The organism is Halomarina halobia (assembly GCF_029338575.1).
GTDB lineage: Archaea > Halobacteriota > Halobacteria > Halobacteriales > Haloarculaceae > Halomarina > Halomarina halobia.
The window spans coordinates 103,476-120,080 of the sequence record NZ_CP119994.1 but is presented as its reverse complement, the minus strand read 5'-3'; the positions used below and the strand labels follow the sequence as shown (position 1 = coordinate 120,080).

Below are 16,605 nucleotides of genomic sequence, written 5' to 3'. Positions count from 1 at the left end.
GCGTTCGTCGAACGCGTCCTGCTCGAACCGGATGGGGGAGGACCGACGGTCAGTCCGCCGCCGAGATGTCCCGCCCCCCCTCGACGTGGACCAGTTCCTCGACCGGCGGTAACTCCGCCTCGGCGTCGGTGATGATCTCGATGCGGCGGGTCAGCTTCTCCGCGGCGTACTCGACGAGCGGCGTCGAGTCGACCTCGCCCTCCTCGTACTGGACCGTCCCGGCGACGTGGCCCATGAGGTCCTGAAGGGTGGTCTGAACGACGTCGGGATCGACGCCCTCCTCCTGGACGAGCCGGCGCACCTCGTGCATGCCGAAGCCGACGTGTCGCCCCTCGTCGCTGCGGACGCGGGTGACGCCCTCGATGAGGCCCTCCAGGTGGACGGGTTCGCCCGCGACGTCGAGGTCCGCGCCGGCCGGCGACCAGGAGGACTGGATGCCGTAGTATCCGGTCTGGGCGAGGACGCTCTCCACGACGAGGTGGTAGTGACAGTACGCCCGCGCGCGGTTCTCGGGCGTGTCGTCGGTGAGCAGGCGCTCCATCGCGTCGGCCGTCTCGTCGAACAGCGCGACGTAGTCCTCGTTGAAGTAGCGCTGGTCGGTCGGGTTCGTCACCTCGAAGCCGCACGCCTCGGCGACCGGGTTGACCACCTCGCGCCAGTAGCGGTCGAAGAACTGGGTGTGCTTCGCCTCCTCGTAGAGCTGCGAGGTGAGGAACAGCTGCTTGTCGACGTCCCTCGTCACCATGAGCAGCGGCGCGAGGTCCTCGGTGACGGCCTCCTCGCCCGCGCCGAACAGCGCGAGCGTCCGGCGCAACCCGTCGAACTGCCCCTCGGTCTGCTCGCGGGCGATCAGCCGCTCGCGGTCCTGCTCGAGCAGGGCCTGCGGAACGTCCTCGTAGGGGTCCCAGTGGCGGTAGACCGCGTTGCGGAAGTAGCCCCCCGCGAAGGAATCCGGATCGAGGCGCATCTCTCGGCTGGCGTCCCGAATCTGCGTCATAGTTCGTGTTAGTTTTTGCCTACCGAACGAATAGGTCTATCGCAACTGTTGACAACTTGAGTCGAGTGGTTCGCTAGCGATATCCGCGTCCGGTCCCCCGATCTCGGTCTCGGGGCCGGACGCCTCACCCGGACCGGAGCAGCGAGCGCGCCCGCTGGACGTAGCTGTTCGTCTCCCAGCTCCGACCAGCGGCGATCAGATCGAGGAGCGTCGAGGCGTCCTCGACGGTGAGCCGATCCGTCCGGACGAACATCGAGAGCAGCGTGGGGGTCGTCACCTCGTACGCCGCCGCGCTCCGGGACAACACTTAATCCCTGCGTTTCGGTAACAGATTCCATGCGACTCGAGGACGTCGGCGACGACGCTCGGCACGGAAACGTCGCGCGGCTGCACGACGAGACGGTCTCCCGCCACGGCGACGCGCTCGCGGTCGAGATGCACGGGCGGACGCTGACGCACGCCGAGGTGGGGGCGGCCGCGGCGCGGTTCGCCGGCGGCCTCCGCGACCTCGGGCTGGAGCCGGGGGACGCGCTCCTGCTCTACCTCCCGAACTGCCCCCAGTACCTGCTCGCCTCGCTCGGGGCGTTCCGCGCCGGGGTGGTCGTCTCGCCGGTCAACCCGCAGTACAGGGTCCGCGAGCTGAGCTACCAGCTGGATGACGCCGACGCGCGGGCCGTCGTGACCCCTCCCGCGCTCCGCGAGACGGTGACGGAGGCGCTTGCGGAGACGGGCCGGGAGCCGGTCGTCGTCACGGTCGGCGGGGGGACGGAGGCCGTCGACGGGGGATCAGGAGTCCCCGAGGGCGACGTGTCGTTCGAGGCGGTGGCGGGCGAGCCGGTCCTGATCGAGCGCGACGACGACGACGTGGCCCTCCTGCCGTACACGAGCGGGACGACCGGCCGGCCGAAGGGCGTCGAGCTCACCCACCGGAACCTCCGCGCGCAGACGTTCACCTACCTCACGGGGGCGCTCGACGACCTCCCCGACGAGGAGGTGCGGAGCCTCATCTGGCTCCCCTCTATCACATCACGGGCTTTATCCACACCGCCTGGCAGCCGCTGATCCGGGGCGGCGCGCTCTACCTCCGCAGCCCGGCGAACTGGGACCCGGACGCGGCGATGGAGCTGATCGAGGAGGCGGGCATCACGCACTTCGTCGGCGTCACCGCGATGTACGTGGACCTGGTGAACGCGGACACGTTCGGCGAGCGCGACCTGCGCAGCCTGGTGCAGGCCGCCGAGGGGGGCGCGAAGATGTCCGTCGCCGTCCAGCGCGAGTTCGAGGCGGTCGCGGGCGTCGAGATGGCGGAGGGGTACGGCCTCACCGAGACGAGCGGCGCGACCCACTCCCAGCAGGGATCGACCTACGGCCCCAGACGCGGCACCGTCGGCCAGCCGCTCCGGACGACCGACTGCAAGCTGGTGGACGACGACGGTGAGGAGGTGGCGGTCGGCGAGGCGGGCGAACTGCTCGTGCGCGGTCCGCAGGTGATGCGCGGCTACCACGACATGCCGGAGGCGACCGCCGCGGCGTTCACCGAGACGGGCTACTTCCGCACCGGCGACGTCGCCCGGCGCGACCCGGAGAACTACTACGAGATCGTCGACCGCAAGAAGCACGTGATCGTCTCCGCCGGGTACAACGTCTACCCGAGCGAGGTCGAGGAACTCCTCCACGAACACGACGCGGTGGCGGACGCCGCCGTGGTGGGCGTCCCCCACGAGCGGCGCAACGAGGTGCCGATCGCCTACGTCGTCCCGCGCCCCGGCGTCGAACCGGGCGCGGACGTGACCGCCGAGGACCTGAAGCGGTACTGCCTCGACGCCATCGCGGCGTACAAACACCCCCGTCGGGTGATCTTCCTCGACGACCTCCCCCGGACGGCGAGCGGGAAGGTCCAGAAGTTCAAGCTGGAGGGGCGCGACGACGCGGCGGCGGGCGACTCGGGTGGGATCTGACGGGCGCTCGCTACCCCCGAACCGTCCGGCAGGTCACGTCGAAGTAGTCGCGGTAGAACCCCCGGTCGAAGGTGAGGAGCGCGTCGACCGTCGCGGCGTGCGCGCCGATTAGGAAGTCCGCGGCGACGTGCTGACGAGCGGTGATCGACGCGTCGCAGTCGGGACACTGGAACGTGGTCTCGTGCCCGCACTCGCTGCACTGGAGCTCCTCCCCCCGGCGGTCGAGGTATCGCTGGAACGCCTTCCCGGCCTCGAACTGGGCGGCCCGCGGGAGTTCCTCGACGGCGATGCCCGTGTCGTCGAGGAAGTCGTCGAGGTCCGATCGCGAGCCGAAGAACGGGTCGGCGGCCAGTTCCGCGTAGACGACGGGGTTTACCAGGAGCGCCCCCTCCTCGGCGGCTTCCCGCAGGAGCGTCGCCGCCGCTCGGTTGTGCTCGTCGTCGGGCGAGAGGAGGGCGATCAGCGCGCTGGTGTCCACGACGGTCCGCGTCACGGACGTTCTCCGCGGAGTTCGCGCATACGCTCCTCCACCGTCGCTTCGGTGTCGGCCGCACCCCGCCACCGCTCGAAGCGGCTCTCGTCTACCTCCTTGCGGATGACGTACCCCTCGTCGGTCTCCTCGAAGGCGACCTCGTCGCCCGCTCGGATCCCGAGCCGCTCGCGGATCTCCTTCGGGATCGTGACCTGTCCCTTGCTCGTGACCCGACTCATGATAATACGTACTTAGTATTACGCAATAATCCTTACCCCCTCCGCCGCGTTCGGTTCGCTCGTCGGCCGCGTCGTCGGCGAACGGTGGCGTCGTTCGCCGTCGCGGGTTCGACGGTGAGCTATTTACCCCCCGCACCGGTTCGAGGGGTATGCACGAGGAACTCGACGCGGCCATCGCGGCGTTCGACGAGGAGACGGGCGTCGGCAGCATCACGCTGAACCGACCTGACGCGCTGAACGCGCTCAACGGGCAGTTGCGCGCCGACATCGAGGCGGCGTTCGAACGCTTCCGGGAGGTGGACGACGAGGCCGACGGCGCGGCGGTGCGCGTCGTCGTGATCGAGGGCGCGGGCGACCGGGCGTTCTGCGCGGGCGCGGACGTGAACGAGTTCTCGGGGGACGGCCCGGCGACGAACGCCTCCCGACCGGTCCAGGAGATCGTCGAGGACTGCCCGGCCCCGGTCGTGGCGAAGATCGACGGCTACTGCCTGGGCGGTGGGTTCGAACTCGCGCTGGCCTGCGACCTGCGCTACGCGAGCGAGTCGAGCCGCCTCGGCCTCCCGGAGGTCGATCTGGGGATCATCCCCGGCGCAGGCGGCGTCCAGTACGTCGCCCGCCTCGCGGGGCCCGCCGTCGCCCGCGAACTGGCCATGACGGGCGAGCACGTCCCCGCGGCCGAGGCCGCCGACCTGGGGCTGGTGAACGACGCCTTCGCGGACGACGACTTCGAGGCGGAGGTCGCGGCGGTCGTCGAGACGCTCGCGGCGAAGCCGCCGCTCTCGCTGCGGGCGATCAAGGAGTCGGCGCTCCTCTCGACGCAGGTCGGGCTGGCGGAGGGGCGGCGGTACGACCGGGCGCGCTTCCCCCGCCTGCTCGCCACCGAGGACCACGCCGAGGGCGCGCGCGCCTTCCGCGAGGACGACTACGAACCGGAGTTCGTCGGGAGGTAGTCGCAGTCGCGCCCCGAACCGAGTCCCCGTCTCGCCCTCGGTCGCCCGTCCGTGAACTGGAACGACGGCCCAACGCCTATTCGACCGTAGCGCGTCCGGGCGACCATGGCCGACCCTTCGCGCCCGTCGACGCGACGACGGTTCCTCGCCGCGCTGGGGACCGTGGCGAGCGCCGGACTCGCTGGCTGTTCGAGCGTCCTCCCCGGACTGTCCGCCGGATAGAACGGCACGACCGGCACGAACGGTACGAACCGATCCGCCGAGGTGAACGCGACGGGTCGGTCCGTCGGGGGCCCTACGCCCACGTCTATCGGGAGAGCGTCGCGGGGGTCGTGCTCGTCCAGCGGGGCGAGGGCCAGGGAAGCGGCTTCGTCTACGACGGGGAGGGGCACGTCGTCACGAACGCCCACGTCGTCGGGAGCGCCTCGTCGGTGAACGTGCAGCTCAGCCGCGACGACTGGCGCGCCGGGCGGGTCCTCGGCCGCGACGTCCCGACCGACCTCGCGGTCGTCGCCGTGGAGCGAATGTAAACCGTTATGGTCGGCGTTCTGCCATCCAAGAACGATGGATTCGGACATCGCGACCGCCCGACGACTCACCCTCGGGATGAACGTCACGCTGGTAGTGGCGATCCTGGCCGTGGTCGCCGGCGTCGTGCTCGGCGAGCCGCCGCTGGTGCTCGCGACGCTCGGGCTGTTCGTGGTCGCCCTCGTCGGATACGTCGTCGGCCACGTCACGCTCCACCGCCGCATCGCCGCCGAGAACCCGAGCGCCGTCACGAACGACGGGACGGTGGCGTCCGCCCTCGGGCTGATCCGGGTGAACCTCCTGCTCTACGGCGGGTTCGTCCTGCTCGTCGTCGCCCTCGCGGTCACGCAGGGCTACGGGGTCTGAGGACCGCTGAGGGCGGTAGCTTCCCCGCTCGCCGTCGCGAACGGCGGACCGACCCGCCGGCGCCGACGGGGAGCGCCCCGGTCAGCGCCGTCGCGCATCGAGACTGTTCGGCAAAAGTATAGGAGACACAACACTTCTCTCGACCGCCGTGTTACGACCGGCGCATGTACCGACGCATCCTCATCCCGACCGACGGCAGTCGCGAGGCGGCGCGGGGGGTGGAACACGGGCTGGCGCTCGCCGAGGAACACGGCTCGGACGTTCACGCGCTGTTCGTCGTCGACGAACACGTCCACGGCGACACGCCGGCGCTCGGCAGCTTCGAGCTCGCGATCGAGGAGATCGAGGAGGAGGGCTGGCGGATCGTCGAGGGGATCGGCAGGCAGGCCGAGGGGCGGGACCTCGACGCGGAGTGTCACTGCGTCCGCGGCACTCCCGACCGGGCCATCATCGACTACGCGATGAGAAACGACGTCGACCTCATCGTGATGGGCAAGCGCGGCGCGTCGGGGGTCGAGCCGCCGCACATCGGTAGCGTGACCGATCGTGTCCTGCGACTGTCGCGGGTTCCGGTCCTCCCGGTCTGATCCCGGAGCGATCGGCTAGCCGGTCGAGTCCTCCGGCGCGTGGGTCGTCAACACGGGTACGGTCGACAGGCGAACGACCTTCTCGGCGACGCTGCCGATGAGCAGCCGATCCAGGCCCCTCCGCCCGCGAGTCCCCATCGCGATGAGGTCGACGTCGTGTTCGTCCGCGTACTCCAGGATCTCCCGGTGGGGCGCGCCGTAGGCGATCTCCGGGGGGGCCGTCTCAACGCCGGCCTCGGCGGCGCGCTCGACGACCGCCGCCGTGGCGTCCTCGCCCACCCCTTCGAGCGCCTCGTCGACGTACGTCGCCGTCACGTCCGCCGGGAGCGAGGTCGTGTCCACGACGAACAGCGCGTGGATCGTCGCGTCGTACTGTCGGGCGAGGTCGATCGCCAGCTCCGCGGCCGCCGTCGATCCCGTACTTCCGTCGGTCGGTACGAGGATGTGCTCGTACATACCTACCACAATCGCTCCGACGAGGGATAACACGTACCCCTGTTTCGACGGGTGTCGTTCGACCGCCGGCGGTCGAGCGAAACCGACGGGCGCGTACGAATCCCGGTTCCACGGCCGTCGAGGTGTATAATCGCCCCGTGTAATCGATCAACCGCTCCGATACGTGACCATACCCCTCGAAACAGGTTTGGGTTTGTCCGGTACGCTCGTGGTGCCCGACGACGCACTCCCGGCGTGTCCGCGGTGGGACGACCCCGAGCGTTGCGCGTTCTGCGGCGCGTGATCGAGGGACGGCGGTCCGGGCTTCGTCGACCACGTCGAGGCCGACCCCTGGTGTCGAGAGCGGTTCGACGGCTGGCGCGAGCGAGTGGGTGGGGACATGACCGGCGAGTCGTCCGGCCCAGGGCGGCGCGCCTTGATTATCCCGGGCGGCGAAGCACACGCCGAGACGTCCATGTTCAACAACATCCTCGTGCCGACTGACGGGAGCGACACGGCGGAGGCCGCGCTCGAACACGCCATCGACCTCGCCTCGCGCGCCGACGCCGTGATCCACGTCGTCTACGTCGCCGACGTGACCGTCGCCCGCGGCGGGCCGATGCTCGACCTGCTGACCGAGGAGGGACAGCGCGCGACGAAGGAAGCCGCCTCCCGCGTCAGCGGGGCGGGCCTGTCGGTGACGCGCGCGGTCGTCGAGGGGAAGCCGTCGCGGGCGATCCTCGAGTACGCCGACGAGGCGCGGATCGACCTCATCGTGATGGGAACCCACGGTCGAACGGGACTCGATCGGCTGTTCATGGGGAGCGTCGCCGGGCGCGTCGTTCGCCTCGCGAAGGTCCCCGTGCTGACGATCAGGCGGCCGTGACGCGACTCAGTCGGCGTACAGCGAGTAGGTGATGACGCCGAAGCCGACGGCCGTGAGGGCGCTCTCGATGAGCAGGACGGTGTCGGAGTCGAGGCCGAACCCCTGGTGGGCGGCCCCGGCGAGGAGCGACCCGAAGGTGACGATGGCGAACCCGACCGAGAGCGCCGCGAGCGCCCGCGCCCGCGTGCGTCGGTACGCCTTGAACGCGAAGTAGGTGATGACGCCGCCGAGCACCAGCGTCAGGGTCTTGAACGCGACGACGAGGGTGGCGAACTCGGCGGTCATCGCGCTTCCCTCCGTACCTCGCCCCACAGCTGTTCCAGGCGCTCGTCGGGGGTCGACGGCCGCTCGATGGTCACGGCCAGCCGGCGGTCCTCGCTCAATCGGATGACGACCTCCTCGAAGTCGCGTCGGTAGCGGGTCGTGTGGTGGCCGTCGCGTCGGATCTCCGTCTCCTCCGCGACGAGCGAGGCCTCGCTCAGGTCGTCCAGCTTCCGGTAGGTCGTCGAGAGGGGGACGTCGCACGTCTCCGAGAGTTCGCTTGCCGTCATAGGTTGGTCCAACTCCACGATGATGCGCTGGCAGGTCGCGTCGTCGAGGGCGTCGAGGACCGCCTGCATCTCCGAACCGTCGTCGTGTGGCCGCACCATCTCCATCTGACAGTCCTCGAAGGGGACGTATAGCCCTGTCTCTCCGTCGCTCCCACGTTTCACCACCGTTATATACTTGTCAGATCAACCGCCATCGACGGGCGGGATGTTAGTACGACGATAACGACAGTCCGAACCGGGCGTCGGTCGCCGGACGAGATGGCCGCCGCCGCGCCCGTCGGCGTTCGGTCCGGTCCCGGCGGCACCGTACCGACCGCGCGGCCGACCCGTACCCCGCTTCGGCCCTCCTCTCCCGATCAGCCCGCCGTCGTCGTCGTCGGCCGCCGCGCCACCCGTACCAGCAGAGCCACGATCGGAAGGACCAGCGCCGCGCCGACGGCGAACGGCGACCACACGGCGACGGCGGCGTACAGCAGCGCCATCGCGGGCGGTCCGACCGTCCGACCGAGGCTCGCCGCCCCCTGTGTCACGCCGAAGGCGCTGCCCTGTGTCTCCTCCCCCGTACTCGTCGAGACGAGCGTGGCGAGCGAGACGTTGAGAAGGCCGTTGCCGAACGAGAGGCAGGCGAGGACGACCAGCAGCGCCGCCAGTTCGGGCGTCAGGGGCGACGCCAGCGCGAGTCCGCCGAAGAGCGCGCGACCGAGGGCGGGCGCGCCCGGGATGCCCGCCAGCGCGAGCGCGAGGACGCCCGCGCCCACGAGCGCGAGCAGCCGGTCGTCGTAGCGCCGCGAGAGGCGACCGACGAGCACGCCCTGGTTGACGACGCCGAGGACGCCGACGTAGGTCAGGAGCGCGGCCGCCTGCGACGCGTCGTAGCCGTAGATGTCCGCGACGAACGGGATGAACATCACCTGGACGCCCGAGAAGGCGAGGGAGACGAGGAAGAACGCGACGACGAGGTCCCGGAGGCCGGGCGTCGAGAGCGCCTCGCGGAACTGCGCGACGAACGTCCCGCCGCGGGCCGCCGCCCGGGTGCGCTCCGGTTCCTCGAGGAAGAGGTACGCGAGGAGGAAGCTGGTGAGGCTCAGTCCGGCGGCGGCGAAGCTCGGCAGCGAGAAGCGCGTCGTCGGGACGAACGACGGGAGGAGACGGTCCGCGGCCGAGACGACGGCGTCGCTCGCGAACGCGCCGCCGATCGCGGGACCGAAGATGAACCCGAGGGCGAACGACGCGCCGACGAGGCCGAGCGCCCCGGCGCGGCGCTCGCGAGGGGTGACGTCGGCGATGTACGCCTGCGCGGCGGCGATGTTCCCGCCCATCGCCCCGGCGAGCATGCGCGAGCAGAACAGCGTGGCGACGGCACCGACGACGCCGAGCAACGCCTCCGCCTCCCCCGCGAGGCCGAAGACCGTCCACGCGACGGCGCTCCCCGCGAGCGAGAGCATGAGGACCGGCCGCCGGCCGCGCTCGTCGGAGACGCGGCCGAGGACGGGCGCGAGGCCGAACTGCATGAGCGAGTAGGAGGCCGCGAGTAGGCCGATGAAGACGTCGCTCACGCCGAAGCTGCGGACGTAGAACGGGAGGATGGGGATGACGACGCCGAACCCCAGCAGGTCGACGAAGACGATGACGACGACGGTCGCGAGGGCGCGGCGGGGCGATCTGACCGCGGCCGTGGCCGTCGCCGCGCGCGGCGCGCTCATACTATCTAGAGCGGCGAGAACGACCTAACGGTTGTGTAATCGGCGGTCGCGGACGGTCACGCGTCGATCCGCTCGGCGAGGCGGGAGAGCGCGTCCCGGCCGTACGCCTCGCCGTCGAGTTCGGGTACCACCCGGACGGAGCAGTCGGGAAACGTCTCCCGGACGCGTTCGAGCCGTCGCTCGTGGCGCGCCTTCCGCGCCGCGCACCGGTCGCAGTTCTCGTCTACGTCCTCCAGCACGCGGTTCACGAGAAGCGTGTCGACCGGAACGTCGAACTCGCGGAGGCGCTCCACGAGCCGTCGGGTCTCCTCGATGGCGAGCGTCTCGGGGAGCAGCACGACCCGGAAGTCGGTTCGCTCCGGGTCGCGGAGGAGCGCGGCGACGCGCTCCATCCGTTCGCGCAGCGCGTCGACCTCGTCCGGTTCGCGGCCGGGACGGAGGAGGGCCGCGGGGCCGAACACCACGCTCCGCGCCGAGGCGACCAGCCGTCGGAGCTGTCCCCGCACCTTCCCGACGGTCGAGAGCGACTCGCGCAGCACGTCGGGCAGGGTCAGCAGCCGGAGGGTGTGTCCCGTCGGCGCGGTGTCGAACACCACGTAGTCCCACGCGTCCGCCTCCGCGTACTCCCCGATGAACTCGAGCGCGGCGATCTCGTCACTCCCTGGCACGAACCCGGCCGCGAACAACCGCTCGACGTCCTCGTCGTCGAGCCTGACGCCCGCCTCCCGGAACTCCGCCGCGAGCACCGAGACGATCCCGCGGTAGGTCTCCTGGCCCGCCTCGGGGTCGGCCTCCACGGCCCAGAGGTTCGCCGCGACGCGCGTCGGCTCGCCGCTCAGCTCGGTCTCCAGGCTGTCACCGAGGGAGTGGGCGGGGTCCGTCGAGACGACCAGCGTGCGCGCTCCGCGGCCGGCGAGTTCGAGCCCCGTCGCGGCGGCGCACGACGTCTTTCCCACCCCGCCCTTCCCGCCGTAGAAGACGTACTCGGTCATCGCCCGACCTTGGTCCCGCGGCCGCAAAGGCGTGCGGCCGCGGAGGGGTGCCGTCGGCCCGTCCGCGGCGAGCACACGTCGTTTCTCGCAGATTCGACACGGCTCGTACAGTTCGCACGATCCTTGCGATTTGTACAGTTTGTACAGTTTGGATAGTTCGTACCGCTCCGCGGCCCGGTTCGTCGGACCGGCGTTCGCCCGCGTGCCGTCAATCGGTCTCGTTGTACCAGACGTCGACGTGGTGGGTCGGCCCGTAGGACTTGCCGACGACGTCGAGTCGGCCGTCGCCGTTCACGTCGGCGAGTTTCGCCTCGTGGGTCGCGACGCCGCGCTCGACGACGACCTCCTCGAACGCGCCGTCGCCGCGGTTCCTGAACACGACGTGCTCCGGGTCGTCGTTCTCGCCCAGACCCATCTCGCCGACGTAGACGTCCGGTCGTCCGTCACCCGTCAGGTCGCCGACCTGGAGGCTGTGCGGGCAGTACATGTCGTCGCGGAGGACGTGCGGCGTCCAGTCCGGTCCGTCGAACCACGCGACCTGCGCGGGGTGGGTGCCGTAGATGGGCGAGTCGCCCTCCGCGAGGACGATCTCGTCCTCGCCGTCACCGTCGAGGTCGGCCACCGCCACGCGCACGTCGTCCCACCCCTCGACGATGGACTCGCGGTCCCACGAGCCGTCGTCGTCGCGGTGGTAGATGCCCGTCCCGGCGACGATCTCGGTGCGGCCGTCGCCGTCGACGTCGCCGACGTGGACGCCCTCGACCGAGCGGTCGCGGTCGACGACGTGGCAGCACCAGTCGGGCCACGGCTCGACGGTCGGGTCCGCGGGAATGTCGAAGTAGAAGACGGTGGCGGCCTCCTGGGAGAGGCCGACGATCTCGGGCTCGCCGTCGTCGTCCACGTCGCCGACCGCGAAGTCGTGGTACTTCCGGAAGCGGTCGGTGAGCAGGTGCTGCTCCCACGGCTCGCGGGGGTCCTCGGGCTGGCGGTACCAGTAGACGTCGCCGTGCCCGTAGCCCTGGCCGACGATCAGGTCGACGCGGCCGTCGCCGTCCACGTCGTGGAGGGTCCCGCCGACGTCGAGGTGGAGGTCCCGCTCGGCGGCGAGGGTGTGGCGCTCCCAGCCGGGGTTCTCGTACCAGAAGACGTTCGTCTCGAAGCGGGGGAGGAGCGAGCCGATCCCCGGCAGGAGCCGGAGCTTGATCTCGGTGCCGTTGAGCGAGACCGTCGGGTAGCGTCCCATCCCGCCGACGATGACGTCCGGCCGGCCGTTTCCGGTCAGATCGGTCGTGAAGCAGGTACTCAACCGGCCACAGGGAGGGCGCGAGTCGATTCGCTCGTGCCGGAAGTGCATGGTTTCGCTTGGTCTTTCACGGTCGTTGTAATGACTCGCCTACCGATTCCTGACAGACCGGGAACCGAACCACTCCGCCGCCCGACGACCACTCGCGCGGCGGTCGCCGGGCGACGACGTTCCGCGTACGATACACCTTTCCCTTGGTAGGGATCGCGTAACGAGCACCGCGGCACCGCCGTCGGCGCGTTCGCGTTCGACGTATCGCCGTAGCGACTGCTCGTCTCCGGTGGTAGTCCCGCCGTCGAATGCGCAATCTATCACGATAGAATACTAATAACCATACGCCCCGGGCGCCGAGGACGGTCGCAATGGCATCCGCGACGCTCGAGGGTCGGAGCGTGTTGGTCACGGGGGGCGCGGGGTTCATCGGGAGCCACCTGGTCGACGCGCTCGCCCAGGACAACGAGGTGCACATCATCGACGACTTCTCGACGGGACGCCGCGGACACGTCCACCCCGGGGCGACGGTGATCGAGGGGGACGTCTGTGACCCCGCGGTCGTTTCGGAGGTGATAGCCGACGTCGATCTCGTCTTCCACCAGGCGGCGAACGCGAGCATCAAGCGGTCCGTGGACGATCCGAGCGCGAGCCACCGCGCGAACGTGCAGGGGACGCTCACCGTGCTCGAACGCGCGCGCCGCACTGACGCGCGCGTGATCGTGGCGTCGAGCACCGCGATCTACGGGAACCCGACGTCGGTTCCCATCTCCGAGGACGAGCCGACGACGCCGACCTCGCCGTACGGCGTCGAGAAACTCGCCGCGGACCACTACGCGCGGCTGTACAACGAGCTCTATGACCTCGACACCGTTGCCCTCCGGTACTTCAACGTCTACGGACCCCGACAGGCGTGTGCGGACTACAGCAGCGTCATCACCACGTTCCTCGAACAGGCGTGTAGCGGACAGCCCATAACGATCGAGGGCGACGGGTCGCAGATACGTGACTTCGTCCACGTCAACGACGTGGTCCGGGCGAACCTGCTGGCGGCGACGACCGATCGGGTTGGCGAGGCGTACAACGTCGGCACCGGACGGAGCGTGAGCGTCCTCGAACTCGCCCGACTCGTCGCCGACCTCACCGATTCGCGCGGCGAGGTCATCCACGTCGATCGCCGTCCGGGTGACATTCAGAAGAGCCGAGCGGACATCTCGAAGGCCCGGCGGGACCTCGGCTACGAACCGTCGGTCGGGCTGCACGACGGCCTGGCGGCGCTCGTCGACGGCGACGGGACCGTCCGCCGGCGGTGACCGCGTTACCACTGGGCACTCCTCGACGGCGAGAAATTCGCCCCTGAGAACCCCGAGAAACCGTTCGAGGTCGATAACCCGCGAAAAATCGTCCGCTAACCGGACATCGGCACCCGGCGGAGCCGCCCTGATCGACCGGAGACGACGCACCCCCATATAACGTCTGACGACCGCATGACGGCCGCCAGCCGCTCACGAGCGTATAATTCAATCATCTGGGCAAGAAAGTAACCTGCAATCGATCGGAACGAACCTCTAGATGCCCGTATCAGTTTTCGCACATTCTGCAAAACGGGCGGGGGGTTTTGCAGCCCCTGCATAAATCAGTTACTTATTAAGCTATTCATAGATTACACTGGAACTGCTGACGCAGCATCGTGGGGATGCACGCGTGTCCGCCGATCACGGACGTTCGTATAATCGGTACGGCGGACATAACTCCGATCTCGTCGCGGCCGCTTCGGTACGCGGCACGACCGGTAGGTGCAGCCAGCCGCTGCGACCAGCCACAGGTGGTATCCAAATGAGCCAAACTCGACTTCAGACGCCGGACGAACCGTCGTCACCGACTGACTCCGCCGACGCCGGGTCGGAAAAGCTTCCGCTCGACACGGTGTTCGAGATCCTCAAGAATCGACGTCGGCGCGACATTCTCCAGTATCTCTGGGAGCACGACGGTTCCGCCAACATCGGCGAGCTCGCGGAACACATCGCGGCGATGGAAAACGGAATAGAGGTGAACGCGCTCTCGTCCGCGCAACGAAAGCGCGTCTACATCGGCCTCTACCAGTGTCACCTCCCGAAGATGGACGACGCCGGGATCGTGGACTTCGACAAGCATCGGGGGACCATCGAACTGCGGGAGGTCGCAGAGCAGCTCACCCCGTATCTCACCGTGCAGACGGACACTACCGATCGGGTCCCGAGGAGCAATCTGTACGTCGGACTCGCGGTCGGGGTGCTCGTCTCCGGCGGGGCCCTGGGCGCACCGGTACTGGGTGGGATCGAACCGCTGGTGTGGACGTTCCTGAGCACGGCCGCTCTGCTGTTCGTCACCGCGAACCAGTTCCGGGCGAAAGCCGACGGCGAGGAGGACTCGCCGCTGGCCCCGGTGCTCGAGCACCTCGACGCCGAGCCCTCGGTGTCCTGAGTTCGCTCCTCCTGACCCCATCGCTCGTACTCTCGTTCGAGCGTGCTGCACCGACCGGGTGTAGCACGCTCCTAACCCGGACGGTTTTTCGTCCGTTCATCGACAACCTGTTTTTAACAAAGGTCCCGGGCTGGCTGCTATCGGTAGATGATGCGCCGTGGATACGTGGGAATCCCGTGGCTGGAGAGGACGATTGGTCCCTACCGGGGTGACCGTTCGGAGACCACCCTGCGGAAATTTAATACAAATCTGTGCACGATTAAACTAATAAAGATACAGTTGGAAAAATTGATCATGAGCGCTCAGGGTAGCCGACACGGAGACGTCGATGGCGCAGTACACCACGTTCCGGGGGTGAGTCGCTGATGTGCGGCATCACCGCGTACGTCGGAACCGACGACGCGGTCGGCGGCCTCCTGACCGGGCTCTCGAACCTCGAGTATCGGGGGTACGACTCCGCGGGCATCGCGGTCAAGAACGGACGCGGACTGGAGGTGATCAAGCGGGAGGGCGAACTCGACCGACTCCGCGAGGCGGTGGGTAGCGAGCGGCCGACCGGCGGGATCGGCATCGGACACACGCGCTGGTCGACCCACGGCCCGCCGACCGACGAGAACGCCCACCCACACACGGATTGCTCGGGACGCATCGCCGTCGTCCACAACGGGATCATCGACAACTACGACGGGCTCCGGACCGACCTCGCCGCCGAGGGCCACGAGTTCAGGAGCGACACCGACACGGAGGTCATCCCGCACCTCATCGAGTCCGAACTGGAGACGGGGAAGTCGCCGGCCGACGCCTTCCGGGCGGCCATCGCCCGCCTCGACGGGAGCTACGCCGTCGCCTGCCTCATCGACGGCGAGGACGTCGTCTACGCGACCCGCAACGGATCGCCGCTCGTGCTGGGACGGGCCGACGGGCGGTACTTCCTCGCGAGCGACGTCCCCGCCTTCCGCGAGTACACGGACGAGGTCGTCTACCTCGAGGACACGGACGTCGTCGTCGTCCGTCCGGGGGTACGAGATCACCGATCCCAACGGGATCCCGGTGAACCGGCCGGTCGAGACCGTCGACTGGGAGCCGGAGGCGGCGGGTAAGTCCGGCTACCCCCACTACATGCTGAAGGAGATCAACGAGCAACCCGAGTCGCTCCGTCAGACCCTCCACGGCCGCGTCGACGCGCTCGCGGGGAAGGTCGACCTCCCCGAGTTCCCGCCCGGCACCTTCGAGGACGTCGAGCAGGTGCAGTTCGTCGCGATGGGCACCTCCCACCACGCCGGGATGTACGCCGCGTCGATGCTCACCGCGCACGGCATCCCCGCGCACGCCTACATGGCGGGGGAGTACGCCGACTGTCCGCCGCCCGCGGACGGTCGGACGCTGGTCGTCGCCGTCACGCAGAGCGGCGAGACGGCCGACACGCTCAACGCCGTCCGCCGCGCCCGGAGCGCGGGCGCGCGGACGCTCGCGGTCACGAACGTCGTCGGGTCGAGCGTCACCCGCGAGTGCGACGACGAGCTGTTCATCCGCGCGGGGCCGGAGATCGGCGTCGCCGCCACCAAGACGTTCACCTCGCAGGTCGCGGCGCTGACGCTGCTTGGCGAGCGCATCGCGGGCGACGTGACGGGCGTCGCGAGCGCCGGCGCTCGCGACCTGCTGGCGGCGCTCTCCGAGCTGCCGGGCGACGTCCAGCAGGTGCTCGACGACGGGACGGCCCGCGAGGTCGCGGAGGCGCTCTACGGCTGCGACGCGTACTTCTTCATCGGGCGCGGTCCGGCGTACGCCGTCGCGCTGGAGGGGGCGCTGAAGATGAAGGAGATCAGCTACGAACACGCCGAGGGCTTCGCCGCCTCCGAACTGAAACACGGCCCCCTCGCGCTGGTCACGCCGGAGACGCCGCTGTTCGGCGTCCTCACCGGGAAGGACGAGACGAAGACGCTGAACAACCTGAAGGAGGTGCAGGCGCGCGGCGCGCCGGTGATCGTCGTCACCACGCCGCGCCACGCGTCCGCCGCCTCGTTCGCCGACTACGTCATCGAGATCCCGGAGACGGAACCGGAGGCCGCGGGCATCCTCGCCAACGTCCAACTGCAGCTCGTCTCGTACTACGCCGCGGACCTCCTCGGCCGGCCCATCGACAAGCCGCGCAACCTCGCCAAGAGCGTCACCGTCGAGTGACAC

16 protein-coding genes and 4 pseudogenes are annotated in these 16,605 nt (G+C 69.4%); 10 read left to right on the top strand and 10 right to left on the bottom strand.

Features of this window, described 5'->3' with window-relative positions:
* Window positions 1–49: 49 nt before the first annotated feature.
* Window positions 50–997, bottom strand: a complete 948-nt coding sequence (locus P1K31_RS21405) for a ferritin family protein (protein WP_276306801.1) — start codon at window positions 995–997, stop codon at window positions 50–52.
* Window positions 998–1,121: 124 nt separating this feature from the next.
* Window positions 1,122–1,274, bottom strand: a pseudogene (locus P1K31_RS21400) (hypothetical protein); the annotation flags it as partial.
* A gap of 59 nt (window positions 1,275–1,333) precedes the next feature.
* On the opposite strand from P1K31_RS21400, the pseudogene P1K31_RS21395 reads away from it, so the two are divergent.
* A pseudogene (locus P1K31_RS21395) lies at window positions 1,334–2,955 on the top strand (class I adenylate-forming enzyme family protein).
* A gap of 10 nt (window positions 2,956–2,965) precedes the next feature.
* On the opposite strand, the gene P1K31_RS21390 reads toward P1K31_RS21395, so the two are convergent.
* Together P1K31_RS21390 and P1K31_RS21385 are read right to left on the bottom strand one after the other, a co-directional pair.
* Window positions 2,966–3,448 (bottom strand): type II toxin-antitoxin system VapC family toxin, encoded by a 483-nt coding sequence (locus P1K31_RS21390; protein ID WP_276306800.1) that lies wholly within the window; start codon window positions 3,446–3,448, stop codon window positions 2,966–2,968.
* Window positions 3,445–3,666, bottom strand: coding sequence for an AbrB/MazE/SpoVT family DNA-binding domain-containing protein (locus P1K31_RS21385; RefSeq protein WP_254547401.1), 222 nt, complete (start codon window positions 3,664–3,666; stop codon window positions 3,445–3,447). The genes P1K31_RS21390 and P1K31_RS21385 overlap by 4 nt, the downstream gene beginning before the upstream one ends.
* A gap of 149 nt (window positions 3,667–3,815) precedes the next feature.
* Between P1K31_RS21385 and P1K31_RS21380 the strand changes: the two genes are divergently transcribed.
* From P1K31_RS21380 to P1K31_RS21365, 4 genes are all read left to right on the top strand, one after another.
* Window positions 3,816–4,616: an enoyl-CoA hydratase/isomerase family protein gene (locus P1K31_RS21380; RefSeq protein ID WP_276306799.1), complete on the top strand. Its 801-nt coding sequence runs from the start codon at window positions 3,816–3,818 to the stop codon at window positions 4,614–4,616.
* A 332-nt stretch (window positions 4,617–4,948) separates the two neighbouring features.
* Window positions 4,949–5,146, top strand: a complete 198-nt coding sequence (locus P1K31_RS21375) for a trypsin-like peptidase domain-containing protein (RefSeq protein ID WP_276306798.1) — start codon at window positions 4,949–4,951, stop codon at window positions 5,144–5,146.
* 34 nt (window positions 5,147–5,180) lie between these two features.
* Window positions 5,181–5,510: a hypothetical protein gene (locus tag P1K31_RS21370; protein WP_276306797.1), complete on the top strand. Its 330-nt coding sequence runs from the start codon at window positions 5,181–5,183 to the stop codon at window positions 5,508–5,510.
* 164 nt (window positions 5,511–5,674) lie between these two features.
* Window positions 5,675–6,097: a universal stress protein gene (locus P1K31_RS21365; protein WP_276306796.1), complete on the top strand. Its 423-nt coding sequence runs from the start codon at window positions 5,675–5,677 to the stop codon at window positions 6,095–6,097.
* 15 nt (window positions 6,098–6,112) lie between these two features.
* Here P1K31_RS21365 and P1K31_RS21360 read toward each other — a convergent pair whose 3' ends face one another.
* Complete coding sequence (locus P1K31_RS21360; protein WP_276306795.1) at window positions 6,113–6,553, bottom strand: universal stress protein; 441 nt, start codon at window positions 6,551–6,553, stop codon at window positions 6,113–6,115.
* Between the two features lie 301 nt (window positions 6,554–6,854).
* Here P1K31_RS21360 and P1K31_RS22195 point away from each other — a divergent pair.
* Window positions 6,855–6,941: pseudogene (locus P1K31_RS22195) on the top strand (DUF7501 family protein); the annotation flags it as partial.
* 66 nt (window positions 6,942–7,007) lie between these two features.
* Entirely contained in the window at window positions 7,008–7,418 is a 411-nt protein-coding gene (locus P1K31_RS21355; protein ID WP_276306794.1) for a universal stress protein, read from the top strand.
* A 6-nt stretch (window positions 7,419–7,424) separates the two neighbouring features.
* On the opposite strand, the gene P1K31_RS21350 is transcribed toward P1K31_RS21355, so the two are convergent.
* The 5 genes from P1K31_RS21350 to P1K31_RS21330 all read right to left on the bottom strand — a co-directional run bounded on the left by P1K31_RS21350 (window position 7,425) and on the right by P1K31_RS21330 (window position 12,018).
* On the bottom strand, window positions 7,425–7,703 hold the full coding sequence (locus P1K31_RS21350; protein ID WP_276306793.1) for a DUF7521 family protein: 279 nt from the start codon (window positions 7,701–7,703) through the stop codon (window positions 7,425–7,427).
* Window positions 7,700–8,068, bottom strand: a complete 369-nt coding sequence (locus P1K31_RS21345) for a winged helix-turn-helix domain-containing protein (protein ID WP_276306792.1) — start codon at window positions 8,066–8,068, stop codon at window positions 7,700–7,702. The genes P1K31_RS21350 and P1K31_RS21345 overlap by 4 nt, the downstream gene beginning before the upstream one ends.
* A gap of 257 nt (window positions 8,069–8,325) precedes the next feature.
* Window positions 8,326–9,672 carry an MFS transporter gene (locus P1K31_RS21340; RefSeq protein WP_276306791.1) on the bottom strand — a complete coding sequence of 449 codons (1,347 nt, stop codon included), beginning with the start codon at window positions 9,670–9,672 and terminating at the stop codon, window positions 8,326–8,328.
* Window positions 9,673–9,728: 56 nt separating this feature from the next.
* The gene (locus tag P1K31_RS21335; RefSeq protein WP_276306790.1) at window positions 9,729–10,664 is read right to left on the bottom strand and encodes an ArsA family ATPase; all 936 of its coding nucleotides are present in this window, start codon (window positions 10,662–10,664) and stop codon (window positions 9,729–9,731) included.
* A 208-nt stretch (window positions 10,665–10,872) separates the two neighbouring features.
* Window positions 10,873–12,018 carry an FG-GAP repeat domain-containing protein gene (locus P1K31_RS21330; protein ID WP_276306789.1) on the bottom strand — a complete coding sequence of 382 codons (1,146 nt, stop codon included), beginning with the start codon at window positions 12,016–12,018 and terminating at the stop codon, window positions 10,873–10,875.
* Between the two features lie 311 nt (window positions 12,019–12,329).
* Here P1K31_RS21330 and P1K31_RS21325 point away from each other — a divergent pair, with 311 nt between their 5' ends.
* The 3 genes and pseudogenes from P1K31_RS21325 (at window position 12,330) to glmS (ending at window position 16,602) form a co-directional block, all read left to right on the top strand.
* On the top strand, window positions 12,330–13,271 hold the full coding sequence (locus tag P1K31_RS21325) for an NAD-dependent epimerase/dehydratase family protein (RefSeq protein WP_276306788.1): 942 nt from the start codon (window positions 12,330–12,332) through the stop codon (window positions 13,269–13,271).
* A 523-nt stretch (window positions 13,272–13,794) separates the two neighbouring features.
* Window positions 13,795–14,421 carry a DUF7344 domain-containing protein gene (locus P1K31_RS21320; protein ID WP_276306787.1) on the top strand — a complete coding sequence of 209 codons (627 nt, stop codon included), beginning with the start codon at window positions 13,795–13,797 and terminating at the stop codon, window positions 14,419–14,421.
* Window positions 14,422–14,786: 365 nt separating this feature from the next.
* A pseudogene (glmS, locus tag P1K31_RS21315) lies at window positions 14,787–16,602 on the top strand (glutamine--fructose-6-phosphate transaminase (isomerizing)).
* The last annotated feature ends 3 nt before the right edge of the window (window positions 16,603–16,605 follow it).